The sequence below is a fragment of the Streptomyces sp. NPDC052396 genome (assembly GCF_044593195.1).
Classification (GTDB): Bacteria; Actinomycetota; Actinomycetes; order Streptomycetales; family Streptomycetaceae; genus Streptomyces.
In genome coordinates this window covers 82417-107053 of sequence record NZ_JBIUAW010000001.1, presented here as the reverse complement: position 1 = coordinate 107053, position 24637 = coordinate 82417, and the positions used below count along the sequence as shown (strand labels likewise).

Annotated in this window: 23 protein-coding genes and 1 tRNA gene; 16 read left to right on the top strand and 8 right to left on the bottom strand. The window is 71.4% G+C overall.

Annotation, left to right across the window (positions count from 1 at the left end):
- Nucleotides 1–95 precede the first annotated feature (95 nt).
- A complete protein-coding gene (speB, locus tag ACIHFE_RS00580) occupies nucleotides 96–1076 on the bottom strand; it encodes an agmatinase (RefSeq protein ID WP_400103068.1) in 981 nt (326 codons plus the stop codon).
- A gap of 143 nt (nucleotides 1077–1219) precedes the next feature.
- Between speB and ACIHFE_RS00575 the strand changes: the two genes are divergently transcribed.
- Complete coding sequence (locus tag ACIHFE_RS00575; RefSeq protein ID WP_400103065.1) at nucleotides 1220–2011, top strand: phosphatase; 792 nt, start codon at nucleotides 1220–1222, stop codon at nucleotides 2009–2011.
- On the opposite strand, the gene ACIHFE_RS00570 is transcribed toward ACIHFE_RS00575, so the two are convergent.
- The 4 genes from ACIHFE_RS00570 to ACIHFE_RS00555 form a co-directional block, all read right to left on the bottom strand.
- The gene (locus ACIHFE_RS00570; RefSeq protein ID WP_400103063.1) at nucleotides 2006–2266 is read right to left on the bottom strand and encodes a hypothetical protein; all 261 of its coding nucleotides are present in this window, start codon (nucleotides 2264–2266) and stop codon (nucleotides 2006–2008) included. The two genes, ACIHFE_RS00575 and ACIHFE_RS00570, sit on opposite strands and share 6 nt — an antisense overlap.
- A 76-nt stretch (nucleotides 2267–2342) precedes the next feature.
- Nucleotides 2343–3224, bottom strand: a complete 882-nt coding sequence (locus tag ACIHFE_RS00565; RefSeq protein ID WP_400104375.1) for an acyl-CoA thioesterase — start codon at nucleotides 3222–3224, stop codon at nucleotides 2343–2345.
- A gap of 5 nt (nucleotides 3225–3229) precedes the next feature.
- Nucleotides 3230–4387 carry an acyl-CoA dehydrogenase family protein gene (locus ACIHFE_RS00560; protein ID WP_400103061.1) on the bottom strand — a complete coding sequence of 386 codons (1158 nt, stop codon included), beginning with the start codon at nucleotides 4385–4387 and terminating at the stop codon, nucleotides 3230–3232.
- Between the two features lie 114 nt (nucleotides 4388–4501).
- A complete protein-coding gene (locus ACIHFE_RS00555) occupies nucleotides 4502–5131 on the bottom strand; it encodes a TetR/AcrR family transcriptional regulator (RefSeq protein WP_400103059.1) in 630 nt (209 codons plus the stop codon).
- 146 nt (nucleotides 5132–5277) lie between these two features.
- On the opposite strand from ACIHFE_RS00555, the gene ACIHFE_RS00550 reads away from it, so the two are divergent.
- The 7 genes from ACIHFE_RS00550 to glmS all read left to right on the top strand — a co-directional run bounded on the left by ACIHFE_RS00550 (nucleotide 5278) and on the right by glmS (nucleotide 14376).
- Nucleotides 5278–6909 (top strand): carboxyl transferase domain-containing protein, encoded by a 1632-nt coding sequence (locus ACIHFE_RS00550; RefSeq protein ID WP_400103057.1) that lies wholly within the window; start codon nucleotides 5278–5280, stop codon nucleotides 6907–6909.
- Nucleotides 6910–6923: 14 nt separating this feature from the next.
- Nucleotides 6924–9059, top strand: coding sequence for a biotin carboxylase N-terminal domain-containing protein (locus tag ACIHFE_RS00545; RefSeq protein ID WP_400103055.1), 2136 nt, complete (start codon nucleotides 6924–6926; stop codon nucleotides 9057–9059).
- On the top strand, nucleotides 9056–9994 hold the full coding sequence (locus ACIHFE_RS00540; RefSeq protein ID WP_400103053.1) for a hydroxymethylglutaryl-CoA lyase: 939 nt from the start codon (nucleotides 9056–9058) through the stop codon (nucleotides 9992–9994). The genes ACIHFE_RS00545 and ACIHFE_RS00540 overlap by 4 nt, the downstream gene beginning before the upstream one ends.
- Nucleotides 9995–10002: 8 nt before the next feature.
- A complete protein-coding gene (locus tag ACIHFE_RS00535) occupies nucleotides 10003–11163 on the top strand; it encodes an acyl-CoA dehydrogenase family protein (protein WP_400104374.1) in 1161 nt (386 codons plus the stop codon).
- A 60-nt stretch (nucleotides 11164–11223) separates the two neighbouring features.
- Entirely contained in the window at nucleotides 11224–12123 is a 900-nt protein-coding gene (locus ACIHFE_RS00530) for a DUF4429 domain-containing protein (protein ID WP_400103051.1), read from the top strand.
- A gap of 86 nt (nucleotides 12124–12209) precedes the next feature.
- Nucleotides 12210–12485, top strand: coding sequence for a hypothetical protein (locus tag ACIHFE_RS00525; RefSeq protein ID WP_109281265.1), 276 nt, complete (start codon nucleotides 12210–12212; stop codon nucleotides 12483–12485).
- Between the two features lie 70 nt (nucleotides 12486–12555).
- Nucleotides 12556–14376 (top strand): glutamine--fructose-6-phosphate transaminase (isomerizing), encoded by a 1821-nt coding sequence (glmS, locus tag ACIHFE_RS00520; protein ID WP_400103049.1) that lies wholly within the window; start codon nucleotides 12556–12558, stop codon nucleotides 14374–14376.
- Between the two features lie 349 nt (nucleotides 14377–14725).
- On the opposite strand, the gene ACIHFE_RS00515 is transcribed toward glmS, so the two are convergent.
- Entirely contained in the window at nucleotides 14726–15247 is a 522-nt protein-coding gene (locus ACIHFE_RS00515; RefSeq protein ID WP_109281267.1) for a universal stress protein, read from the bottom strand.
- A 469-nt stretch (nucleotides 15248–15716) separates the two neighbouring features.
- Here ACIHFE_RS00515 and ACIHFE_RS00510 point away from each other — a divergent pair, with 469 nt between their 5' ends.
- The 4 genes from ACIHFE_RS00510 to ACIHFE_RS00495 all read left to right on the top strand — a co-directional run bounded on the left by ACIHFE_RS00510 (nucleotide 15717) and on the right by ACIHFE_RS00495 (nucleotide 18573).
- The gene (locus tag ACIHFE_RS00510; RefSeq protein ID WP_400103046.1) at nucleotides 15717–16049 is read left to right on the top strand and encodes a hypothetical protein; all 333 of its coding nucleotides are present in this window, start codon (nucleotides 15717–15719) and stop codon (nucleotides 16047–16049) included.
- A gap of 367 nt (nucleotides 16050–16416) precedes the next feature.
- Nucleotides 16417–17781 (top strand): GlxA family transcriptional regulator, encoded by a 1365-nt coding sequence (locus ACIHFE_RS00505; RefSeq protein ID WP_400103044.1) that lies wholly within the window; start codon nucleotides 16417–16419, stop codon nucleotides 17779–17781.
- A 5-nt stretch (nucleotides 17782–17786) separates the two neighbouring features.
- The gene (gene orn / locus ACIHFE_RS00500; protein ID WP_400103042.1) at nucleotides 17787–18395 is read left to right on the top strand and encodes an oligoribonuclease; all 609 of its coding nucleotides are present in this window, start codon (nucleotides 17787–17789) and stop codon (nucleotides 18393–18395) included.
- A gap of 105 nt (nucleotides 18396–18500) precedes the next feature.
- Nucleotides 18501–18573: transfer RNA gene (locus tag ACIHFE_RS00495), tRNA-His, on the top strand.
- A gap of 66 nt (nucleotides 18574–18639) precedes the next feature.
- Here ACIHFE_RS00495 and ACIHFE_RS00490 read toward each other — a convergent pair.
- Nucleotides 18640–19059 (bottom strand): peptidase inhibitor family I36 protein, encoded by a 420-nt coding sequence (locus ACIHFE_RS00490; protein WP_400103040.1) that lies wholly within the window; start codon nucleotides 19057–19059, stop codon nucleotides 18640–18642.
- A 184-nt stretch (nucleotides 19060–19243) separates the two neighbouring features.
- Here ACIHFE_RS00490 and ACIHFE_RS00485 point away from each other — a divergent pair, with 184 nt between their 5' ends.
- From ACIHFE_RS00485 to ACIHFE_RS00470, 4 genes are read left to right on the top strand one after another with little or no spacing between them, the layout of a single operon-like run.
- On the top strand, nucleotides 19244–20548 hold the full coding sequence (locus ACIHFE_RS00485) for an ABC transporter substrate-binding protein (protein ID WP_400103038.1): 1305 nt from the start codon (nucleotides 19244–19246) through the stop codon (nucleotides 20546–20548).
- Nucleotides 20545–21516 (top strand): carbohydrate ABC transporter permease, encoded by a 972-nt coding sequence (locus ACIHFE_RS00480; RefSeq protein WP_400103036.1) that lies wholly within the window; start codon nucleotides 20545–20547, stop codon nucleotides 21514–21516. The genes ACIHFE_RS00485 and ACIHFE_RS00480 overlap by 4 nt, the downstream gene beginning before the upstream one ends.
- On the top strand, nucleotides 21513–22340 hold the full coding sequence (locus ACIHFE_RS00475; protein ID WP_400103034.1) for a carbohydrate ABC transporter permease: 828 nt from the start codon (nucleotides 21513–21515) through the stop codon (nucleotides 22338–22340). Before ACIHFE_RS00480 ends, ACIHFE_RS00475 begins: the two co-directional genes overlap by 4 nt.
- A 44-nt stretch (nucleotides 22341–22384) precedes the next feature.
- On the top strand, nucleotides 22385–23779 hold the full coding sequence (locus ACIHFE_RS00470) for a GH1 family beta-glucosidase (protein ID WP_400103032.1): 1395 nt from the start codon (nucleotides 22385–22387) through the stop codon (nucleotides 23777–23779).
- Here the strand turns inward: ACIHFE_RS00470 and ACIHFE_RS00465 are convergent.
- Nucleotides 23772–24629, bottom strand: coding sequence for a spermidine synthase (locus ACIHFE_RS00465; protein ID WP_400103030.1), 858 nt, complete (start codon nucleotides 24627–24629; stop codon nucleotides 23772–23774). The two genes, ACIHFE_RS00470 and ACIHFE_RS00465, sit on opposite strands and share 8 nt — an antisense overlap.
- Nucleotides 24630–24637 lie beyond the last annotated feature (8 nt).

Below are 24637 nucleotides of genomic sequence, written 5' to 3'. Positions count from 1 at the left end.
GGTGGTTGATCACCCCAGCCAACCGTGCGGGGATCCGGCGGCACCGGCTTCCTGACGGCCCCTTGGCGCCCTGCGGCCCCGGACTTACGCGGCCTTTACGCCTGGCTCCGACTCGCCGCGATCTGTCGGGACATGATCGTCGTCAGCTCATAGGCCGTGTGCGAGGCCGCCACCGAGGTGATCTCGGCGTGGTCATAGGCCGGGGCGACCTCGACCAGGTCGGCGGAGACCAGGTGACAGTCGGACAGCCCGCGGATGATCTCCAGCAGCTCCCGGGAGGTCAGACCGCCGGCCTCGGGGGTGCCGGTGCCGGGGGCGTGGGCCGGGTCCAGGACGTCGATGTCGATGGAGATGTAGAGCGGGCGGTCGCCGATGCGCTGGCGGAGCTGGTCGGCGATCTCGTCCACGCCACGGCGCATCACATCGGCGGAGGTGACGATGCCGAAGCCCATCTTGGCGTCGTCGTCCAGGTCCTTCTTGCCGTAGAGCGGACCCCGGGTGCCCACATGGGAGAGGGCCGAGGTGTCCAGGATGCCCTCCTCCACGGCGCGCCGGAACGGAGTGCCATGGGTGTACTCGGCACCGAAGTAGGTGTCCCAGGTGTCCAGGTGCGCGTCGAAGTGCAGCAGGGCCACCGGGCCGTGCTTACGGGCCACCGAGCGCAGCAGCGGCAAGGCGATGGTGTGGTCACCGCCCAGGGTCATCAGCCGGGCGCCGGTGTCCAGCAGCTCGTCCGCGGCGGCCTGGATGGTGTCCACCGCCTCGTCGATGTTGAACGGGTTGGCGGCGATATCACCCGCGTCGGCGACCTGCGCCAGGGCGAAGGGGGAGGCGTCCTGCGCCGGGTTGTAGGGGCGCAGCAGCCGGGACGCCTCACGGATGGCATTGCCGCCGAAGCGGGCGCCGGGGCGGTAGGAGACACCGGTGTCGAAAGGCACGCCCACGACGGCGACATCGGCCGAGCCGACCTCGTCAAGGCGCGGCAGCCGGGCGAAGGTGGCCGGACCCGCGTAGCGCGGGATGCGGGAGGAGTCGACGGGGCCGCGCGGTTCACGCGGGGCTGCGGCGGTGGTCATGCGTGGAGCCTCTCGGGACGCTGCCTGGGACGTACCCGAGGGTAGGCAGGGGCCCGGGCCCCGCACATATACGGAACTGAGGATCCGGATTCGTTTTATGGACACCACGTCCATCGCGCCGCCGCCCGGGGAAGAATGGCCCCATGCCGATACCGCTGTCCGTGCCCGGCCGCGCCGAACTGCTCGACCACCTGGTCCATACCCATATCGCGGGCGTGGTGGCGACGCCCCGGGCCAACAGCCTGGACCACTACCGCAAGCTCGCCCACGGCGACCGGCTCCACTGGCTGGGGGTGGACCTGGGCGACCGCTGGGTGGACGAGCAGGACGTCCTGGCGGTGATGGCCGAGCGGTGCGGGGTCAGCGACGATCCCGAGCTGCGCACCGGCCAGGACTACATCGACCCGGAGCTGACGGTGGCCGCGCTGGAGCGGGCCGCCGCCTTCCTGCGCAAGGCGGCGGAGACCGGGCAGCGGGTGCTGCTGGCCACCGGCCACCCGGGCGGACTGCTGGATGTGCACCGGATGACCGCCGCCGCGCTGCGCGCCGCGGGCTGTGAGATCACCGCCCTCCCGCTGGGCCTGACCGCCGACGAGGGCCGGGTGCACCCGGTCGCGGACGTGGCCGTGTACGAGCGCGGCGCCACCCTCTGGCACACCCACTCCCCTGCGCCGATGGCCGCTGTCCTGGACGGCCTGGCCCGGAGCGGCCGCCCGCTGCCGGAGCTGGTGATCGCCGACCATGGCTGGGCGGGCTGCGCGGCCCAGCGCGGCATCGACGCGGTCGGCTACGCCGACTGCAACGACCCGGCCCTCTTCCTCGCCGAGGCGGAGGGCACCCTGGGGGTGGCTGTACCGCTGGACGACCATGTCACCGACCCGCGCTTCTACGAGCCGATGACCGCCTATCTGCTGTGGTACGCGGGGCTCCTATAGGGGCGCGGGGTCGTCACCCGACGCGGCTCCGCCGCCGTTCCAGCCGCGCACCGCCAGCCAACTGCCCCCGTACAGCACGCCCGCCTCGACGCCCCGCAGCGCCAGCCCCGATATAAACCGTCTGACGCCGCTGAGTTCGAGCACGCGCTGATGCCAGAAGAACATCAGCACCACCCCCAGCATGATGACCACCACCCCCGCGGCCATCAGCAGCACCCGCGACACCATCCCCAACCGCCCGTCCCCATAGGGCATTTCGTACCTCCCCCGGCCAACTCCTCTTGGTAAAGAGAGTACAAGTGCCCACTGACAGAGCCCCACCGGGATCCGGTCAGCGCGGTACCCGCACAACCCCCTCCTGGATCACCGAGACCGCCAGCCGCCCGTCCTGGGTGAAGATCCGGCCCCGGGCCAGGCCCCGGCCGCCCTGGGAGGTGGTGCTCTCCTGGTCGTAGAGCAGCCATTCATCGGCGCGGAACGGGCGGTGGAACCACATGGCGTGGTCCAGGCTGGCGCCCACCACATCGCCCACCACCCAGCCGCCCCGGCCATGGGCCAGCAGCACCGAGTCCAGCAGGGTCATATCGGAGACATAGGTGGCCAGGCAGACATGGAGCAGAGGATCGTCCGCAAGCTTGCCATTGGTCCGGAACCACACCTGTGACCTGGGCTCGCGCGGCTCGCCCGCGCTGCCGAACGGCGGGTCGTCCACATACCGCAGATCGACCGCGGCCCGTGCCCTGAGCAGCCGCTCCACCACGGCCGGCCCGCCTATCCGGTCGGCGTGCCGGGCCAGCATCTCGGCCGGCGCGGGCAGGGTGAGCGGGTCCGGCGCGAAGGGCATCGGCTCCTGGTGCTCCAGCCCCTCCTCCCAGGTCTGGAAGGAGGCGGAGAGGTGGAAGATCGGCTGCCCGTGCTGGACGGCCACCACCCGGCGGGTGGTGAAGGAGCGCCCGTCGCGGATCCGGTCCACGGTGTAGACGATGGGCACCCGGGGGTCGCCCGGGCGCAGGAAGTAGGCGTGCAGGGAATGCGCAAGCCGGTCCTCGGGCACCGTGCGCCCGGCGGCGACCAGTGCCTGCGCGGCCACCTGGCCGCCGAACACCCGGGGAATGAGCGCATGGCGGCTGATGCCACGGAAGATGTCCTGCTCGATGCGTTCCAGGTCGAGCAGGTCGAGCAGGTCTTCCAGGGGAGTGCTGGGCTCGGTCACGGTGTTCACAGGCCCATCGACTTGGCGATGATGGACCGCATCACCTCGCTGGTGCCGCCGTAGATCCGGCTGACCCTGGTGTCCGCGTACAGCCGGGCGACGGGGTACTCCATCATATAGCCGTAACCACCGTGCAGCTGAAGGCACTTGTCGATGACCACCGCGGCGCGCTCGGTGGTGAACAGCTTGGCCGAGGCGGCGTCGGCGACGGTCAGCTCGCCGGCGTCATGAGCCTCCAGCGCCCGGTCGACCACCGCCTGCATGGCGTCCACCTCGGACTTGCAGTCGGCCAGTACGAACTTGGTGTTCTGGAAGGAGGAGACCGTCTTGCCGAAGACGGTGCGGTCCTGCACATACGCCTTGGCGAACTCCAGCGCGGCGGCAGACTGGGCATAGGCACTCACCGCGATGCCCAGCCGCTCCTGCGGCAGGTTCTGCCCCAGGTAGGAGAAGGCCTTGCCCTCCTCACCGAGCAGATCCCCGGCCGGCACCCGGACGTCATTGAAGAAGAGTTCGGCGGTGTCCGAGGTCTTCAGCCCCAGCTTCTCCAGCTTGCGGCCCACCGTGTAGCCCTCGGAGGCGGTGTCCACCACCAGGATGGAGATGCCGCCCCGGCGGTCCTCGGGGGTGGCGGGAGCGGTGCGGGCGCAGACCAGCACCCGGTCCGCCTGGACGCCGCCGGTGATAAAGGTCTTGGCGCCGTTGAGCACATAGTGGGTGCCGTCCACGGAGAGCCTGGCCGTGGTGCGCATTCCGGCCAGGTCGGAGCCGGTGCCCGGCTCGGTCATGGCGATGGCCGTCATCATCTCGCCGCTGACGAAGGGCGGCAGCCAGCGCCGCTTCTGCTCCTCGGTGGCATAGGCGAGCAGATAGGGCAGGCAGAGCGCGGTGTGCACCCCGCTGCCGCCGAAGCTCACCCCGGCCCGGGCGCACTCCTCGACGATCACGGCCTGGTACTTGAAGCTCGACTCACCCGCACCGCCGTACTCCTGGGGCACCTCGATGCCGAACACGCCCAGCTCACCGAGCTTTTTGTAGAACTCGCGGGGCACCATTCCGGCCTCGCGCCAGTCGTCGTAGCAGGGGACGACCTCCGCGGCGATGAACTCGCGGATCGTCCGGCGGAATGCCTCATGGTCGTCGTTGAACACGGTGCGACGCACAACTACCCCCTTGGGCGGGCCGGTTCACCGCGACCCGGTGTTGGCTAAGCGCTTGCTCAGTGGAGTCACCGGGAAAGCTACCGGCCGGTCACCTGACTGTCCAGAATGCAACCGTCATTCGGAGAGCGCGGCCAGCGCCCCGTGCGCCAGCCGCCGCAGCAGCGCCGCGGTCGCGTCACGGCCGGGCAGCGCGCCCGGACGGCCCAGGTGCGGCGTGGAGTTGAGCAGGCCGAACACCGCGTGCACGGCCGCCCGGGTGTCGGACTCGGCGACGCCCGGACGCAGCTGCCGCACCGCCTCCACCCACAGCTCCACATACTGCCGCTGCAGCGACCGCACCAGCTTGCGGTCGCTGTCCCGCAGCTGGCCCAGCTCCCGGTCGTGCAGCACGATCAGCGCGCGGTCGTCCAGCGCGAAGTCGATATGCCCGTCGATCAGGGAGCCCAGCACGGCGGCCGGACCGTCACCCGCCTCGGTGGCCGCGGCCACCCGCTGACGGCCCTCGGTGAGCAGCCGCCCGCTGATGCCGACCAGCAGCTCGGCCAGCATGGCGTCCTTGCCGGCGAAGTGGCGGTAGAGACCGGGGCCGCTGATCCCGACGGCCGCCCCTATCTCGTCCACGCCCACGCCGTGGAAACCGCGCTCGGCGAAGAGCCGGGCCGCCTCCTGGAGGATCCGCTCACGGCGGCTGGGGGCGGCGCCGGCGGGGAGGAGCGCCCTGGCTCGGCTGGCTGCGTCGTTCACAGAAGAAAGTGTAGACAGGTTCGTTAGCGCGCGTTAACCTGAACGTGGAGTTAACGCTCATTAACAAGGCTCCTCGATGAGTGGATCGCAACGATGAGTGGCTCGCGACCCAAGCGGGGCCGCAACGAGCAAGGGAGCTCGTGTCCATGCAGGAGGCACCGGTGCTGACCAGCACCGCAGATCCGGCGTCCGACGCCTGGCAGGCCAATGAGGCCGCGCATCTCGAGCTGGTGGCCCGGCTCCGGGAGAAACTGGCCGCCGCCCGGCTGGGCGGCGGGGAGCGGGCCCGGCAGCGGCACACGGCCCGGGGCAAGCTGCTGCCGCGCGAGCGGGTGGACGCCCTGCTGGATCCCGGCTCACCCTTCCTGGAGCTGGCCCCGCTGGCGGCCGACGGGATGTACGGCGGCGAGGCGCCGGCGGCCGGGGTGATCTCCGGCATCGGCCGGGTCTCCGGCCGTGAGGTGGTGATCGTCGCCAATGACGCCACCGTCAAGGGCGGCACCTACTACCCGATGACGGTCAAGAAGCACCTGCGCGCCCAGGAGGTCGCGCTGGAGAACCGGCTCCCCTGCCTGTACCTGGTGGACTCCGGCGGCGCCTTCCTGCCCATGCAGGACGAGGTCTTCCCGGACCGCGAGCACTTCGGCCGCATCTTCTACAACCAGGCCCGGATGTCCGGGGCCGGCATCCCGCAGATCGCCGCGGTCCTGGGGTCCTGCACCGCGGGCGGCGCCTATGTCCCGGCGATGAGCGACGAGGCGGTCATCGTGCGCGGCCAGGGCACCATCTTCCTGGGCGGCCCGCCCCTGGTGAAGGCGGCCACCGGCGAGGTGGTCACCGCCGAGGAGCTGGGCGGCGGTGAGGTGCACTCCAAGGTCTCCGGCGTCACCGACCACCTCGCCGAGGACGACGCCCACGCCCTGCGCATCGTGCGCACCATCGTCTCCACCCTGGGCCAACGCGCCCCGCTGCCCTGGCCGGTGGAGCCGGTGGCCGAGCCCAAGGCCGATCCCGCCGGTCTCTATGGCGCGGTCCCGGCCGACTCCCGTACGCCCTACGATGTGCGCGAGGTCATCGCCCGGGTGGTGGACGGCTCCCGATTCGCCGAGTTCAAGGCCGAGTTCGGGCAGACCCTGGTGACCGGCTTCGCCCGGATCCACGGTCATCCGGTGGGCATAGTCGCCAACAACGGCATCCTGTTCTCCGAATCCGCCCAGAAGGGCGCCCACTTCATCGAGCTGTGCGACCAGCGCGGCATCCCGCTGGTCTTCCTGCAGAACATCTCGGGCTTTATGGTCGGCCGGGACTATGAGGCGGGCGGCATCGCCAAGCACGGCGCCAAGATGGTCACCGCCGTCGCCTGCACCCGGGTGCCCAAGCTCACGGTGGTCATCGGCGGCTCCTATGGCGCGGGCAACTACTCGATGTGCGGCCGGGCCTACTCCCCCCGCTTCCTGTGGATGTGGCCCAACGCCAAGATCTCGGTGATGGGCGGCGAGCAGGCCGCCTCGGTGCTGGCCACCGTCAAGCGCGACCAGCTGGAGGCCCGGGGCGAGAACTGGAGCGCCGAGGAGGAGGACGCCTTCCGCGCCCCCATCCGCGAGCAGTACGAAACCCAGGGCAACGCCTACTACGCCACGGCCCGGCTCTGGGACGACGGCATCATCGACCCGCTGGAGACCAGGCAGGTGCTCGGCCTCGCCCTGACCGCCTGTGCCAACGCGCCCTTGCCGCAACGGGATCCTGCCTCTCCCGGCTATGGCGTCTTCCGGATGTGAGGGGACTGCTGACCATGTTCGAGACCGTCCTGGTGGCCAACCGAGGCGAGATCGCCGTCCGGGTGATCCATACGCTGCGCAGGCTGGGCATCCGCTCGGTGGCCGTCTTCAGTGATGCCGACGCGGACGCCCGCCATGTGCGCGAGGCCGACACCGCGGTGCGGATCGGCCCGGCGGCGGCCGCCGAGAGCTACCTCTCCATCGAGCGGCTGCTGGACGCGGCCGCCCGCACCGGCGCCCAGGCCGTGCACCCCGGCTATGGCTTCCTCGCCGAGAACGCGGCCTTCGCCCGGGCCTGCCAGGAGGCGGGCCTGGCCTTCATCGGACCGCCCGCCGGGGCCATCGAGCTGATGGGCGACAAGATCCGGGCCAAGGAGACGGTGCGGGCGGCGGGCGTACCGGTGGTGCCGGGCTCCTCCGGCAGCGGCCTGAGCGATGCCCAACTGACCGCGGCCGCCCGGGAGATCGGGATGCCGGTGCTGCTCAAGCCGTCGGCCGGCGGCGGCGGCAAGGGCATGCGGCTGGTGCGCGAGGCGGCCCTGCTGGGCGAGGAGATCGCGGCCGCCCGGCGGGAGGCCCGGAGCTCCTTCGGCGATGACACCCTGCTGGTGGAGCGCTGGATCGACCGGCCCCGGCATATCGAGATCCAGGTACTGGCCGACGGCCACGGCCAGGTGATCCACCTGGGCGAGCGCGAATGCTCCCTGCAGCGCCGCCACCAGAAGATCATCGAGGAGGCGCCCAGCGTCCTGCTGGACCCGGACACCCGGGCCGCGATGGGCGCCGCCGCGGTGCAGGCGGCCCGCTCCTGCGGCTACACCGGCGCGGGCACGGTGGAGTTCATCGTGCCGGGCAACGACCCCTCCTCCTACTACTTCATGGAGATGAACACCCGGCTCCAGGTGGAGCACCCGGTCACCGAGCTGGTCACCGGGCTGGACCTGGTCGAGTGGCAGCTGCGGGTCGCCGCGGGCGAGCACCTCGGCCTCACCCAGGAGGCGGTGGCCCTCTCCGGCCACGCGGTGGAGGCCCGGATCTGCGCCGAGGTCCCGGCGCGCGGCTTCCTGCCCTCCGCGGGCACGGTCCGGGCGCTGCGCGAGCCGCGCGGCGAGGGCATCCGGGTGGACTCCGGACTGGCCGAGGGCACCGAGGTGGGCACCTCCTACGACCCCATGCTCGCCAAGGTCATCGCCCATGGCCCCGACCGGGCCACCGCCCTGCGGCGGCTGCGGGCCGCACTGGCGGAGACGGTGGTGCTGGGCGTCGACACCAACACCGGCTTCCTGCGGCGGCTGCTGGCCCACCCCGAGGTGGTCTCCGGCGACCTGGACACGGGCCTGGTCGACCGGGACGGGGCCGTGCTGGCCGAGACACCGGTCCCCGACGAGGCATATGCGGCGGCGGCGCTGCTGCGCCAGGCGGAGCTGGAGCCGGCGGCCGGGCCCGGCTGGACCGACCCCTTCTCGGTACCGAGCGGCTGGCGCATCGGCGGCGAACGGGCCTGGACCATATATGAGTTGAAGGTGCCGGGCCATGCCCCGGTGCGGGTGCGGGTGCGGGGCCGTGCGGCGGGCGCGGAGGTCATGGTGGAGCGGGACTCCACCGACCACGAGCCGGCCTCCGGGGCCGCGCCGGCCACCGCGCTCGGCGCCATGGACGGCAAGGGTGTCAGGGCAGTCCTGCGGTCCGGGCCGGAAGGCGCCGGCGGCCGAGGACGGCCGGTCGCGGGCCCGGGGGACGCCCTCCCCGTTCCGGGCACCACCCGCACCGTGATCCTCGAACTCAACGGGGTCACCCACCACTTCACCAGCGCGGAAAGCCCCGCGGGGACCTGGCTCGGCCGCGCCGGCGACGCCTGGCACCTCACCGTGCACGACCCCGTCGCGGAACGGGCCGGCGGGGCCGCCGCCCATGCGGGGGCGCTCACCGCGCCGATGCCGGGCACCGTCACCGTGGTCAAGGCGAGCGTCGGTGACACCGTGACCGCGGGCCAGAGCCTGCTGGTGGTGGAGGCGATGAAGATGGAGCATGTCATCGCCGCGCCCCATGACGGCACCGTCACCGAGCTGGATGTCACCCCCGGCAGCACGGTCGCCATGGACCAGGTCCTCGCCGTGGTCACCCCCGCCACCACCGAGGAGGAGTCATGATCGACGGACTTCCCATGGCCGTACCCGACCCGGCCCTCCCCCGCCGGGTGCGCATCCATGAAGTGGGGCCCCGGGACGGGCTGCAGAACGAGCGGGCCACCGTACCGACCGAGGTCAAGGCCGAGTTCATCCACCGGCTGGCCGCGGCGGGCCTGGACACCATCGAGGCCACCAGCTTTGTCCACCCCAAGTGGGTTCCCCAACTCGCCGACGCCGAACAGCTGATGCCGCTGCTCGGCGACGTCCGGGCCCACCTGCCCGTGCTGGTGCCCAACACCCGTGGGCTGGAACGCGCGCTGGCCCTGGGCGTCCGTGAGATCGCGGTCTTCGGCAGTGCCACCGAGTCCTTCGCCAAGGCCAATCTCAACCGCACCGTCGATGAATCCCTGGAGATGTTCGCCCCCGTGGTGGACGCCGCCCGGCAGGCCGGGGCCACCGTCCGCGGCTATCTCTCCATGTGCTTCGGCGACCCCTGGGAGGGCGCCGTCCCCCTCGACCAGGTGGTCAGGGTCAGCCGCCGGCTGCTCGACCTCGGCTGTGACCAGCTGAGCCTGGGCGACACCATCGGCGTGGCCACCCCCGGGCAGGTCACCGCCCTGCTCACCGCCCTCAACCAGGCGGGCGTGGAGACCGGACGGCTGGCCGTCCACTTCCATGACACCTATGGCCAGGCCCTGGCCAACACTCTTGCGGCGCTCCGCCATGGCGTCACCACCGTGGACGCCTCGGCCGGCGGCCTGGGCGGCTGCCCCTACGCCAAGAGCGCCACCGGCAATCTCGCCACCGAAGACCTTGTCTGGATGCTGCACGGCCTGGGCATCGAGACCGGCGTCGACCTCGGCCGTCTCACCGCCACCAGCGTCTGGATGGCCGGCCGGCTGGGCCGGCCCAGCCCCTCCCGCACCGTGCGTGCCCTCTCCCACCAGGAGTCCTAGCCATGTCGCTGGATCACCGCCTCACCCCCGAACACGAGGAACTCCGCCGCACCGTCGAGGAGTTCGCCCACGATGTCATCGCGCCCAAGATCGGCGACTTCTATGAGCGCCATGAGTTCCCCTACGAAATAGTGCGTGACATGGGCCGGATGGGCCTGTTCGGCCTGCCCTTCCCCGAGGAGTACGGCGGCATGGGCGGCGACTATCTGGCGCTGGGCCTGGCGCTGGAGGAGCTGGCCCGGGTCGACTCCTCGGTGGCCATCACCCTGGAGGCCGGGGTCTCGCTGGGCGCCATGCCCATCTACCGCTTCGGCACCGAGGAGCAGAAGCGCCAGTGGCTGCCCCGGCTCTGCTCGGGCGAGATCCTGGGCGCCTTCGGGCTGACCGAGCCCGAGTGCGGTTCGGACGCCGGCGGCACCCGCACCACCGCCCGGCTGGACGAGGCCACCAATGAGTGGGTGATCAACGGCACCAAGTGCTTCATCACCAACTCCGGCACCGACATCACCGGTCTGGTCACCGTCACCGCCGTCACCGGGCACAGCGAGCAGGGCAAGCCGCTGATCTCCTCGATCATCGTCCCCTCCGGCACCCCGGGCTTCACCGTCGCCCCGCCCTACTCCAAGGTCGGCTGGAACGCCTCCGACACCCGGGAGCTGTCCTTCTCCGACGTCCGGGTGCCGGCCGCCAATCTGCTCGGTGAACAGGGGCGCGGCTACGCCCAGTTCCTGCGGATCCTGGACGAGGGCCGGATCGCCATCTCCGCCCTGGCCACCGGCCTGGCCCAGGGCTGTGTCGACGAGTCGCTGGCCTATGCCCGTACCCGCCACGCCTTCGGCCGTCCCATCGGTGCCAACCAGGCCATCCAGTTCAAGCTGGCGGATATGGAGATGCGGGCCCACACCGCCCGCCTGGCCTGGCGGGACGCCGCCTCCCGGCTGGTCCATGGCGAGCCCTTCAAGAAGGAGGCCGCGCTCGCCAAGCTCTACTCCTCGGAGATCGCGGTCACCAACGCCCGGGAGGCCACCCAGATCCACGGCGGCTATGGCTTTATGAACGAGTACCCGGTGGCCCGGATGTGGCGGGACTCCAAGATCCTGGAGATCGGGGAGGGCACCAGCGAGGTCCAACGGATGCTGATCGCCCGAGAGTTGGGCCTGACCGACTGACACCGGTGCGCCGTCGGGCCCGTATCGCCACAACTCGCCTGTCCTGCAAGAATTCACCCCATGGCTGAGATCATTCAGAGGGACGGCAGCTGGACCTTCGACGGCAGCACCATACGTATCGTCCCGGGCCGGGAGCGGGGCGTGCATCTGGTCCGCCAGACCCTGGGCGAGCTGGCCGTACCGCTGGCCGCCCTGGCGGGCGTCTCCTATGAGCCCGGCCGCAAGGGCGGCCGGCTCAGGCTGCGGCTGCGCGAGGGCGCCGACCCGCTCAGCCAGGTGACCCGCGGCCGGCTGCCGGAGGCCGCCGACCCGTATCAGCTGAGGGTGGAGGCGGACCGCTCGGGCGTCGCCGAGTACTTCGCGGACGAGGTGCGCAACGCCCTGCTCCTGGACCAGGTGCCGGACGGCCCGCTGGACCGCTATCTGCTGCCCGGGCCGGCCCTGCCGCTGTCGGTGGCGGCCGGTGACGGCACCGTTTCCTTCGACGGCGAGCGGGTCCGTCTGGAGTGGAACTGGCTCACCGAGGACAGCAAGTCCTCCGGCGGCCCGCGAACCCTGCCCCTGACCGAGATCGCCGCCGTGGAGTGGGTGCCCGGCGCCGGCCTGGAGAACGGCTATCTGCGTTTTGTGGTCCCCCAGGCGCCCAGCAAGGCCCCGCCCAAGCACGACCCGCACGCGGTGGAGCTGTTCGGCTTCAAGAAGGATGGGCTGATGGCCCTGCTCGCCGCCGCGGTGACGGCCCGGCTGCCACACCCCCGCCAACCCCGCGAGGAACCGGCCTTCCTGGTGCCGCCACTGCCCGCCGCGCACTCCGGCGCCGGCCAGGACCCGGATCCGGCCGGTTCCGATCATGACGCCCTGCTGCGCCGACTGCGCGAGCTGGGTGAACTGCATCACAGCGGAATCCTCACCACCGAGGAGTTCGCCGCCGCCAAGCAGGCCATCCTCAAGCGCTTCTAGATCACTCGACACCCGCAAAGGTCCAGACCTGCCCGAATTCGGGCAGAATTCTTGCGAAAGTGACGCCTACCCCTCAGGATCAACGGGTGCTCGAACGCCGTATGTCCCATGACGACCTGGTGGATCACCTGGTGCGCAGCACGCCGCTACAGCGCGGCGAGGCCGCCCGGGTGGTCCTGGACGTGCTGGCGTACTTCGACGAGACGACCGAGGAGTTCGTCCGCCGCCGCCACCGCGAGCTGCAGTCCGGCGGCATGGTCAACGCGGAGATCTTCGAACGGATCGCGGCCGAGCTGCCGCACCGTGCGGTGTCCCCGCCCGAACTCTCACTGCGGCAACTGCGCCGCATCGTCTACGGCTGACCGCCGAAGCGCCGCACCGCCGCGGCTGGTCAGTGAGCACCCATGAACGCCTGCCCAGGGAGGGTCACCTATGTGTGGAATCGTCGGATACATCGGTAAGCGCGATGTCGCCCCGCTGCTGCTGGAGGGCCTCCAGCGCCTGGAGTACCGCGGCTATGACTCCGCGGGCATCGCCCTGCACGCCGGCGGCAAGACCGGCGGCCTGAAGTCCGCCAAGGCCAAGGGCCGTGTCCGCGAGCTCGAGGCCCGGCTGCCCAAGCGCTTCAACGGCACCACCGGCATCGCCCACACCCGCTGGGCCACCCATGGCGCCCCCAATGACGTCAACGCCCACCCTCACCTGGACGCCGAGGAGAAGGTCGCGCTCGTCCACAACGGCATCATCGACAACGCCGCCGAGCTGCGCACCCGCCTCACCGCCGAGGGCATCACCTTCCTCTCGGACACCGACACCGAGGTCCTCGTCCACCTCATCGGCCGCTCCCAGGCCGCCACCCTGGAGGAGAAGGTCCGCGAGGCCCTGCGGCACATCGAGGGCACCTACGGCATCGCCGTGCTGCACGCCGACTTCCCGGACCGCATCGTCGTCGCCCGCAATGGCTCCCCCGTGGTGCTGGGCATCGGCGAGAAGGAGATGTTCGTCTCCTCCGACGTCGCCGCCCTGGTCAGCCACACCCGCCAGGTGGTCACCCTGGACGACGGCGAGATGGCCACCCTCAAGGCCGACGAGTACCGCACGTACACCACCGAGGGCTCCGCCACCTCGGCCCAGCCGACCACCGTGGAGTGGGAGGCCGAGTCGTACGACATGGGCGGCCACGACACGTATATGCACAAGGAGATCCACGAGCAGGCCGACGCCGTGGACCGCGCGCTGCGCGGCCGCATCGACGACCGCTTCTCCACCGTGCACCTGGGCGGCCTCAACCTGGACGCCCGCGACGCCCGCGCGGTGCGCCGCGTCAAGATCCTCGGCTGCGGCACTTCGTACCACGCCGGCCAGATCGGCGCCCAGATGATCGAGGAGCTGGCCCGCATCCCCTCGGACGCCGAGCCGGCCTCCGAGTTCCGCTACCGCAACCCGGTGGTGGACCCGGACACCCTCTACATCGCGGTGTCCCAGTCCGGTGAGACCTATGACGTCCTCGCCGCCGTCCAGGAGCTCAAGCGCAAGGGCGCCCGGGTCCTGGGCCTGGTGAACGTGGTCGGCTCGGCGATCGCCCGGGAGACCGACGGCGGCATCTACGTCCACGCCGGCCCCGAGGTCTGTGTGGTCTCCACCAAGTGCTTCACCAACATGGTGGTCTCCTTCGGGCTGCTCGCCCTGCACCTGGGCCGCATCCGCGACCTGTCGGTGGCCGACGGCAAGCGGATCATCGAGGGTCTGCGCAAGCTCCCCGCCCAGATCTCCGAGATCCTGGCCAACGAGGAGCAGATCGAGAAGCTGGCCGCGGAGTACGCCGACGCCAAGTCGATGATGTTCATCGGCCGGGTCCGCGGCTACCCCGTCGCCCGTGAGGCCTCGCTCAAGCTCAAGGAGGTCTCGTACATCCACGCCGAGGCCTACCCGGCCTCCGAGCTCAAGCACGGCCCGCTGGCCCTGATCGAGCCCGCCATGCCCACCGTGGCGATCGTGCCCGATGACGAGCTGCTGGAGAAGAACCGCGCCGCCCTGGAGGAGATCAAGGCCCGCAGCGGCCGCATCCTCGCCGTGGCGCACCAGGAGCAGGAGAAGGCCGACCACACCATCGTGGTGCCCAAGAACGAGGACGAGCTGGACCCGATCCTGATGGGCATCCCGCTGCAGCTGCTCGCCTACTACACGGCCAAGGCCATGGGCCGCGACATCGACAAGCCGCGCAACCTGGCGAAGTCCGTCACCGTCGAGTAGCCCCCAGACCGGGGTGATCGCCCAGGAGCGGGCCTGTCCCCCGCGGCGATAGGCGGTCACCCCGACGGCAGACGGCGCTCCCCGCGCGTGCCACCAGGCGCGCGGGGAGGCCGCCTCCCCGGTGCCGGCGCCAGGGCGCCAGCGGTGATGCCACCGGCCCCGGGAACCGTCACCTCCCGTCCGGCGGCACGCACTTGCCGGAGTTCTACCCGCGGTGGGGGCACCATCCACCCCTACGCATGGGTAGGTTGAGCATCGCTTCCTTGACGCCGCAGATCATCACCCTTGTCACACAGGCAAGTTGACGCCCCGCGATAAAAAGGCCACCGTCAGAGGCCGGCAGGGGCCGCTAGGGGATGACGACCACGGGCCGCTGCGCCCGCCGCGCCAGCCGCCCCGCCACCGAGCCGAAGATCCGCCCGACAATGCCATGGGTGGTGCCCACCACAATGGCGTCGGCCGCGTACTCCCGCCCCACTTCCTCGAGTTCATGGCAGATGTCGCCGCCGCGCTCCACCAGGATCCACGGCACCTCGGACAGATGGTCCGCACACGCCAGCTCCAACCCCAGCACCTCGGTGCGGTGATCGGGCACATCGACGAAGACCGGCGGCTCACAGCCCGCCCAGACGGTCGTCGGCAGCCGGTTGGCGACATGGACGATGATCAGCCCTGAGCCCGAGCGCCGGGCCATGCCGATTGCATACGCAAGCGCTCGTTCGCTGGACATGGATCCGTCGAAGCCCACCACGACACCGTGCTGGAACGCCGGGTCGCAGGAATGACGTGATTCTTCCGCCGCTTCGGGGTGCGCCGTCTGATCGGCGACCCGCTTGCGGTCCGCGGGTTCGGGGAATTCGTGACCGGCCATGGGGTGTCTCGGCGAGGGAAGTCCTCTTGCGGAGGGAATCGGCGGTGGACTGGGTGCGGTTGTCGGTGCACGCGGTGCACGACGGACGGCAGAGAGAATCCGTCCGGGATTCATCTTTTCAAGGGCTTACCCCCCAGGGTACGGCCCCACTCACCGGGTGCCCAGGGGCGTGACGGCTCCAGGACCGGGGGCCGGCGGACACCGAGGACCCCCGGCGCCGCCCGTCCGACGACACCGCGGGACGCCGCCGCACCGGGCGGGCAGGCGGCGGGCGCCGAGCCGACGACTGCGGCACACGGTCTCCCTCAACGGTTCGGATGGTGACGAAGTGAGCGTTCACCGGAGCATGCACGAGGCCGACGCGGAGCGCAATGCCCCGGTCTCACCACCCCTGCCCGCCTCCCGAGTGACCCACACGCCGGGCGGCCGTTGTACTACCGCCAGCAGCCGCCAGCAGGGAGCCGCTTAAGTGCCCGGAACCCGTGATGACGCCCAGGACGACGCCGCCGAGCGGGAATCGCCCGATCCGGTGAGCGACGTGGTCCGCTGGGCGGTCTTCAGCTGTGTCCTGGTACCCGTGGTTCTGCTGATGTGCGGTCAGTCCTTCGGTGGCGCCGCCGGCTGCGCGGCCGGGCTGGTGGCCGTCACCTGCGCCTGCCGGGCGCTGCTGCGCCAGGCCGAGCGCGCCACCGGCCGGGCCTGGGCCGAGCAGTCGGCCCCGCACCGCGGCCGGCACGGCCGCACCGGCTCCAGGACGCACCGCGGAACCCGTCATCCGGGCTCGGGTACCGCATTGGACTGAGCCATCGGCCATAACGACCCATAGCTTTTCGGCCAACTTCGAGCCGGAGCCCTCAGCTTGGCCTGAGTGCCCCCCAACAGCCGGTCGACCAGCAAGTAAGGCGTCGTCGCGGGCGGTTGCACCCTACGGGGATTGGGCAGGGGCGAGAGGCGTACTTTTCAGCGGGCCCTGCAAGTGCAACGCTTCGTGATCGAACGCTTCGCGCCAAGTTGTCATGTCGACATAGAGCCAGGTGGTGAACTGGTCACCGCGACTTCGTCTGACCCAGTAGATTCGATCTTGGCCATGACCGGCGGGGGAACCGTTCAGGACCGAGGGGAAACGTGCAGGACCGAGAGGACTCGACCGCCGAGGGGGGCTTAGCGCCATGAGCCAGGACTCCACGACCGTACCGGAGACCGTGCGCAAGCTCTCCGGACGCCGCCGCCGTGAGATCGTCGCCGTACTGCTCTTCAGCGGCGGCCCCATCTTCGAAAGCTCCATTCCGCTCTCCGTGTTCGGAATCGACCGACAGGACGCCGGAGTTCCCCGCTATCGCCTGCTGGTGTGCGCGGGTGAAGATGTGCCATTGCGAACGACCGGCGGCCTGGAATTGACCGCACCATATGGGCTGGAGGCACTCTCCAGGGCCGGCACCGTGGTGGTGCCCGCCTGGCGGTCCATCACCCAGCCGCCACCGCCCGCCGCACTGGACGCCCTGCGCAGGGCCCATGAGGAGGGCGCCCGCATCGTGGGACTGTGCACCGGGGCCTTTGTACTGGCCGCGGCGGGTCTGCTGGACGGCAGACCGGCCACCACGCACTGGATGTACGCGCCCACGCTCGCCAAGCGCTATCCCTCGGTCCATGTGGACCCCAGGGAGTTGTTCGTCGACGACGGTGACGTACTGACCTCCGCGGGCACCGCGGCGGGCATCGACCTGTGCCTGCACATCGTCCGCACGGACCACGGCGCCGATGCCGCGGGGGCCCTGGCCCGCCGGCTGGTGGTGCCACCGCGGCGCAGTGGCGGCCAGGAGCGCTATCTCGACCGGTCTTTACCGGAGGAGATCGGCGCCGACCCGCTGGCCGAGGTCGTCGCCTGGGCGCTGGAGCACCTCCACGAGCAGTTCGACGTGGAGACGCTGGCCGCCCGTGCGTATATGAGCCGCCGGACCTTCGACCGGCGCTTCCGCTCGCTCACCGGCAGCGCTCCGCTGCAGTGGCTGATCACCCAGCGGGTGCTGCAGGCGCAGCGGCTGCTGGAGACCTCGGACTACTCGGTGGACGAGGTCGCCGGACGCTGCGGCTTCCGTTCGCCGGTGGCGCTGCGCGGGCACTTCCGCCGCCAGCTCGGTTCGTCCCCGGCCGCCTACCGGGCGGCCTACCGGGCGCGCCGGCCGCAGGCCGGGGAGGGCCGGGCGGAGCGGGGCGAACGGCCGGAGCGCGCGGACCGCACCGAGCGGGGCGAGCGCTTCGACCGGCCGGAGATCGGTGAGCCGCGCTCCGGTGAGTCCCCGGTGCTGGCCGGGCGGCGGGCCGCGCTGGCCGCCGCGCACTCGGTGGCCGGCGGGCCGCTGGGTCCGGGGCAGCAGCACCACGGCGGGCATGGCCTCCACCCGGGGCCGGGGCAGGGACCGCATGGTCTGGGGCATGGGATGGGCCATGGGACGAATCCGGTGGAACCCGGCAAACCGGAGTCCGATCTCTACAGCCCGCACCTGCCCGGCCAGCGAGAGCGCCCCGTAGGGTGAGTCACATGAACGATCGCATGGTGTGGATCGACTGCGAGATGACCGGGCTCTCGCTGTCGGACGACGCACTCATCGAGGTGGCCGCCCTGGTCACCGACTCCGAGTTGAACATCCTCGGCGACGGTGTGGACATCGTCATCCGCCCGCCCGCCGAGGCCCTGACCACCATGCCCGAGGTGGTGCGCCAGATGCACACGGCTTCCGGGCTGCTCGCGGAGCTGCACGGCGGGACGACGCTGGAGGAGGCGCAGCGCCGGGTCCTCGAGTACATCCGCGAGTACGTCCCGGAGCCGGGCAAGGCCCCGCTGTGCGGAAACTCGGTCGGCACCGACCGCGGTTTCCTGCTGCGGGACATGCCGGAGCTGGAGCGCCACCTGCACTACCGGATCGTCGATGTCTCCTCGGTGAAGGAGCTGGCCCGCCGCTGGTTCCCGCGGGCCTACTTCGCCAGCCCCAAGAAGGCGGGCAACCACCGGGCGCTGGCCGACATCCGGGAGTCCATCGCCGAACTGCGCTACTACCGCGAGGCGGTCTTCGTACCGCAGCCCGGCCCGGACTCCGACACCGCGAAGGCGATCTCGGCCAAGCACGTCCTGGCCGAGCCCGGAGAGTGACGTAGCTCGCTCCCGGCTTCACCGAAAGCCGGGAGCGAGCACCCCTCAGGACCCTGTAGACTTCTTCTCGGCCGGTGGGAAACACGGAAACAAACGCCGGACATGGTGGGTATAGCTCAGCTGGTAGAGCACCTGGTTGTGGTCCAGGATGTCGCGGGTTCGAGTCCCGTTACTCACCCTGATCAGACCGAGGCCCGGTCCGCACTCGCGGACCGGGCCTCGGTCGTTGTGCGCTGAAGGGCTGTCAGCCGCGGGCCGTCCTGCCCCAGCGCTGGGACTGGAACTTATGGCCGAAGGATTTATTGAGCTCCTTCTGCCCATGCTCGGGGGCCAGGGTGACCGAGCGGCCCTTGAACTCCCGGTGCTCCCAGACGGTCACCTCGCTGCGGCCGTGGTTGTAGAGCGACTCCACATGCGCCAGGTCGCGGTTGCCGGTGAGGTCCTTGCTGTCCCCGGTCAGCCGGGTGACCTTGCCGGTGTAGTTGCGGCCGCTGTAGGCGCACAGGCTGCCGGCCGGGCAGCCGGCCGGGGCGGTGCCCTGCCCACCCGCTCCTCCCCCGTCGGCCCCCTGCCCGCCGGACGCGAGGGCGGCGGGAGCGGCGGACAGCATCAGGGCGGCAAGGCTGAGGGTGACGGCGGTGCGCCACGGAATGCGATCAGTCATAAGCCAAGAGTTAACAGAACCGGTTTCGGGAAAACGGTTCGCCGATGCCCGGTGTTGACCACGTCACACGTCCGGCCGCCGCGTCCTTGACTCTCCGCCCAGATACGGCAACCTTTCAGAACAAACCTCCCCGCTCCCAGCCCAGTTGACCGCCCATGCGCCCACGGGCGCCGGGAAGGACGCCATGCGCGGCAGCATCCGCATCCGCCGGGCGGCGCCGCCGGCCGTGCTGCTGGTCACCGCGCTGCTCCTGACCGCGCTGCTCGGCGGTTGCGCCCGGGGCGGCGGAAACGGCCGGACCACCACCCTCACGGTGGGCACCTTCGGCGTCTTCGGCTACCAGCAGGCCGGGCTCTACGCGGCGTACCAGCGGCTGCACCCCGAGATCACGATCAAGGAGAGCGTGATCGAGCGCAATGATGTCTACTACCCGCAGCTGCTGACCCATCTGGCGGCGGGCAGCGGGCTGGCCGACATCCAGGCCGTGGAGGTGGGCGGCATCCATGATGTGGCGGCCGCCCGGGGCGGTCTCTTTGAGGACCTGGGCCACGCCCCCGGGGTGCGCCGGTCGGCCTGGCTGGACTGGAAGTGGGCCCAGGCCACCGCCCCGGACGGCCGGACCATCGGGCTGGGCACCGATATCGGCCCGGTCGCCCTGTGCTACCGGAAGGACTACTTCCGGAAGGCCGGGCTGCCCACCGGCCGGGAGGCGGTGGGCCGGCTGTGGGCCGGCGACTGGGGCCGCTACCTCGCGGCCGGCCGCGCCTACCGCGAGCACGCTCCCCCGGGCACGGTCTTCACCGACTCGGCGGCGGGGCTGTTCAACGCCGTGCTGCACGGCTACGCCGAGCGTTACTACGACCGCGCCGGCCACCCGCACTTCACCGACAGCCCGGCCCTGCGGACGTCCTGGGACCTGGCCATGCGGGCCGTACGGGACGGACTGACCGCGCGCCTCAAGCAGTTCGAGAAGCCCTGGGACCAGGCCTATGCCAACGGTCGCTTCGCCACCGTGGCCTGTCCGCCCTGGATGCTGGGCTATATCAAGGAGAAGTCCGGGGAGGCGGGCCGCGGTGTCTGGGATGTGGCGGCCGCCCCCCGGCCGGCCAACTGGGGCGGCTCCTTCCTCACCGTGCCCCGGGCGGGCCGGCACCGGGCGGCCGCCATCGCGCTGGCCGTCTGGCTGACCGCGCCCGAGCAGCAGGCGGCGCTCTTCGCCAAGCAGGCCAGCATCCCCTCCACCCCGGCCTCCTACGCCATGCCCAAGGTCGCCGGCGCCCATAACCCCTACTTCGGCGGTGCCCCCACCGGGCGGATCTTCGCGGCGGCGGCCCGCGGGGTGCCGACCCTGGTGATCGGGCCCGATGAGCAGCAGATCGGCTCCGCCTTCATCGATGTGGGCATTCCCCAGGCCGAGCAGCAGGGCAGGTCCCCGGCGGCGGCCTGGGCGGCGGCCCAGCGGGAGATCCACAACGCGGTGGACCCATGACGGCCACGGCCACGGCCACCACGGCCGAGGAGCCCGCCGCGCCGCCCACCGGAAGGCCGGGCGGCCGCCGCCACCGATGGGGGGTGAAGTGCGGCCCCTATGTCTTCCTCGCCCCCTTCTTCCTCTGCTTCGCCGCCTTCGGCCTCTTCCCGCTGCTCTACACCGGCTGGACCTCGCTGCACCGGGTGGAGCTGACCGCCCCGGAGCGGATGGAGTGGGTGGGGGCACACAACTACCTCCGGCTGCTCACCGATGACTTCTTCTGGAACGCGCTGGCCAACACCGTCATCCTGGGGGTGCTGTCGACCGTCCCCCAGCTGCTGATGGCCCTGGGGCTGGCACAGCTGCTGCACTACCGGCTGCGGGCCGCCACCTTCTGGCGGGTGGCGCTGCTCACCCCGTACGCCACCTCGGTCGCCGCCGCCTCGCTGGTCTTTGTCATGCTCTACGGGCGGGACTACGGCCTGGTCAACTGGGCGCTGGGCGCGGTGGGGCTGGGGCCGGTGGACTGGCAGAACGGCACCTGGAGCGCGCGGCTGGCGGTGTCCTCGATCGTCATCTGGCGGTGGACGGGCTACAACGCGCTGATCTATCTGGCGGCCCTGCAGGCGGTGCCCGAGGAGCGGTACGAGGCGGCGGCGCTGGACGGGGCCTCGCGCCTGGGGCAGTTCCGCCATGTCACGGTGCCCGCGCTGCGGCCGGCCATCGCCTTCACCCTGGTGGTGTCCGCCATCGGCGCCACCCAACTCTTCGGCGAGCCCCTGCTGTTCGGCGGGGCGGGCGGCCAGAAGGGCGGGGCCGCGCGGCAGTTCCAGACGCTGGGGCTCTACCTCTATGAACAGGGCTGGTTCCACTACCACTTGGGCAGGGCCTCGGCCGTGGCCTGGGCGATGTTCCTGATCCTGCTGGCGGCCGGGGCCGTCTGCGCCCTGTCGGCGCGCCGGCTCGGCCGGGGGCGGTGGCCATGAGGACCGCCGGCCGCCGGGCCACCGCCGTGGTCCATACCGTGCTGGCGCTGTTCACCGCGGGCTCGCTCTTCCCGCTGGTGTGGACGGCCGTGGCCGCCTCCCAGGACAACGCCCGGCTGGCCGCCACCCCGCCGCCACTGCTCTTCGGCACCCGGCTGCCGCACAACCTGGGGCGGGCCTGGAGCGAGGCCGGTCTGGGCCGGGCGCTGCTGAACACCACGGTGGTGGCCGGCACCATCGCGCTGAGCACGGTGCTGTGCTGCACCCTGGCCGGTTTCGCCTTCGCCAAGCTGCGCTTCGCCGGCCGCCGGACCCTGCTGGCGGTGGTGATCGGCACCATGATGGTGCCGCCCCAGCTGTCCGTGGTCCCGCTGTTTATGCTCGTCGCCCGGCTGGGCTGGGTGGACCGGCTGCCGTCGGTGGTGCTGCCCGCCCTGGTCAGCGCCTTCGGGGTGTTCTTTATGCGGCAGTACCTGGCCGGGGCGCTGCCCACCGAGCTGATCGAGGCGGCCCGGGTGGACGGTGCGGGCAGCCTGCGTCTGGTGCGGCATGTGGTACTGCCCGTCGCCCGGCCGGCCATGGCGGTGCTGGGGATGCTCTCCTTCGTCCAGTCCTGGAACGACTTCTTCTGGCCGGTGATCGCGCTGACCCAGCAGAACCCGACCGTCCAGGTGGCGCTCACCGGCCTGGGCCGAGGCTATGTGCCCGACCAGGCGGTGGTGATGGCCGGTGCGCTGCTGGGCACCCTGCCGCTGCTGCTGGCCTTCGCCCTGCTCGGCCGCCACATCACCGGCGGCATCATGCATGGCGCGGTCAAGGGCTGACCCATGTTCCCCTCCTCTCCCTCCCTCACCTCCGGAGCACCGCTATGCCCAGCCAGTTCCCCCATGGCTTCGTCTGGGGCGCGGCCACCGCGGCCTATCAGATCGAGGGGGCGGTCCATGCGGACGGCCGTACCCCCTCCATCTGGGACACCTTCAGCCACACCCCGGGCAAGGTCCTGGGCGGGGACACCGGAGATGTCGCCGACGACCACTACCACCACTGGCGGCAGGACATCCGGCTGATGTCCGGACTGGGCCTGGGCGCCTACCGGTTCTCGGTCTCCTGGCCGCGCGTCCAGCCCACCGGCCGCGGCCGCGCCTCCCGGGCCGGGCTGGACTTCTACCGGCGGCTGGTGGACGAGCTGCTGGCGCACGGCATCCAGCCGGTGCTGACCCTCTACCACTGGGACCTGCCCCAGGAACTGGAGGACGCCGGCGGCTGGCCGGAGCGGGAGACCGCGCACCGCTTCGCCGACTACGCGCGGCTGGTCGCCGAGGCACTGGGCGACCGGGTACCGGAGTGGGCCACTCTCAATGAGCCCTGGTGCAGCGCCTTCCTCGGCTACGCGGCCGGGGTGCACGCCCCCGGCCGCACCGACGAGGCCGGCGCGCTGCGCGCCGCCCACCATCTGAACCTGGCGCACGGTCTGGGCGCCCAGGCACTGCGCGCCACGCTGCCCCGGGGCGCCCGGGTCGCGGTGGTGCTCAACCCCAACGCGGTGCGGGCCAGGAGCACTTCGGCCGAGGACGCGGACGCCCGGCGCCGGATCGACGCACTGTCCAACCGGATCTTCACCGGGCCGATGCTGCATGGCGCCTACCCCGATGACCTGCTGGCCGACACGGCGGGTATCACCGACTGGTCGTTCGTCCGCGACGGCGACACCCACACCATCCGGCAGCCGCTGGACTGGCTGGGCATCAACTACTACACCCCGTCCGTGGTGTCGGCCGCCACCGGCGAACCACCGTCCGCCGGCCCCACCGCCTACCCGGGCGCCCAGGGCGTGGCCTTCCACCAGCCGCCCGGCAAGCAGACCGCGATGGGCTGGACCGTCGACCCCAGCGGCCTCTACGACCTGCTGATGCGGTTCTGCAACGAGGTGCCCGGACTGCCGCTGGCGATCACCGAGAACGGGGCCGCCTACGAGGACCGGCCCGACATCCAGGGAGCGGTGCACGATCCGGAGCGCGTCAACTATCTCCACGCCCATCTGCAGACGCTGCTGCGGGCCCTGGCCGACGGGGCGGATGTCTGGGGCTATTTCGCCTGGTCGCTGCTGGACAACTTCGAGTGGGCGTATGGCTACAGCAAGCGGTTCGGCCTGGTGTACGTGGACTACGCCACCCTGGAACGCACCCCCAAGACCAGCGCCCGGTGGTACCGGGAGGTGATCCGCAGCGGGCAACTGGCCACCGGAGTACCGAGATTCAGCTGAACACCGAGGGCGGCGGCTCCGGGGAGGGGCGGGCGGTGGCGTCGGTCACCGGGGCGGCGCCACCGGTGAAGTCGGCCAGCGCACGGCCGTGTTCGACCCGGCCCTGCTGGGGGTCGCTCGCACAGCGCCGGGTCAGCTCGGCCACCGGCAGCGGGCGGGCCGCGGCCAGCAGCACCGCATTGCCGAACCGCCGGCCGCGCAGCACCGCCGGGTCGGCGGCCAGGCAGAGCTCGGGGAAGACGGTGCGCACGGTGGCGATCTGTGCCTTGAGGTGGGCCAGCGGCGGTCCGTCCGCCAGGTTGGCGGCGTAGCAGCCGTCCGGGCGCAGCGCCCGCCGCACCTCGGCGGTGAACTCGGTGCTGGTGAGGTGGGCCGGGGTGCGGGCGCCGCCGAACACATCGGCGATCACCAGGTCGGCCCAGCCGTCGGGGATCCTGGCCAGCCCCGCCCGGGCGTCGGCGGTGCGCACCCGGATCCGCCAGGCCGGGTCCAGCGGCAGTTCCCGGCGGACGAACTCCACCAGCGGGCCGTCGATCTCGATGACCTGCTGGGTGGAGCGGGGGCGGGTGGCGGCGACATACCGGGCCAGGGTGAAGGCCCCACCGCCCAGGTGCAGCACCCGCAGCGGGGCGCCGGGCGGGGCGGCCAGGTCGGCGATATGGCCCAGGCGCCGCTGGTAGGCGAAGGCGAGGTACCCGGGGTCGTCGGGGTCGACATGGGACTGCGGGGCCCGGTCGATCAGCAGGGTGCGGGCCCGGGGCCGGTCACGGTCCGGTTCGAGTTCCGCGAGACCGCCGTCGACCTGGGCGGATGCCATGCCCTCGGCCGGGCGGGCGCGTCGTCTTGCCATGCGGCAAG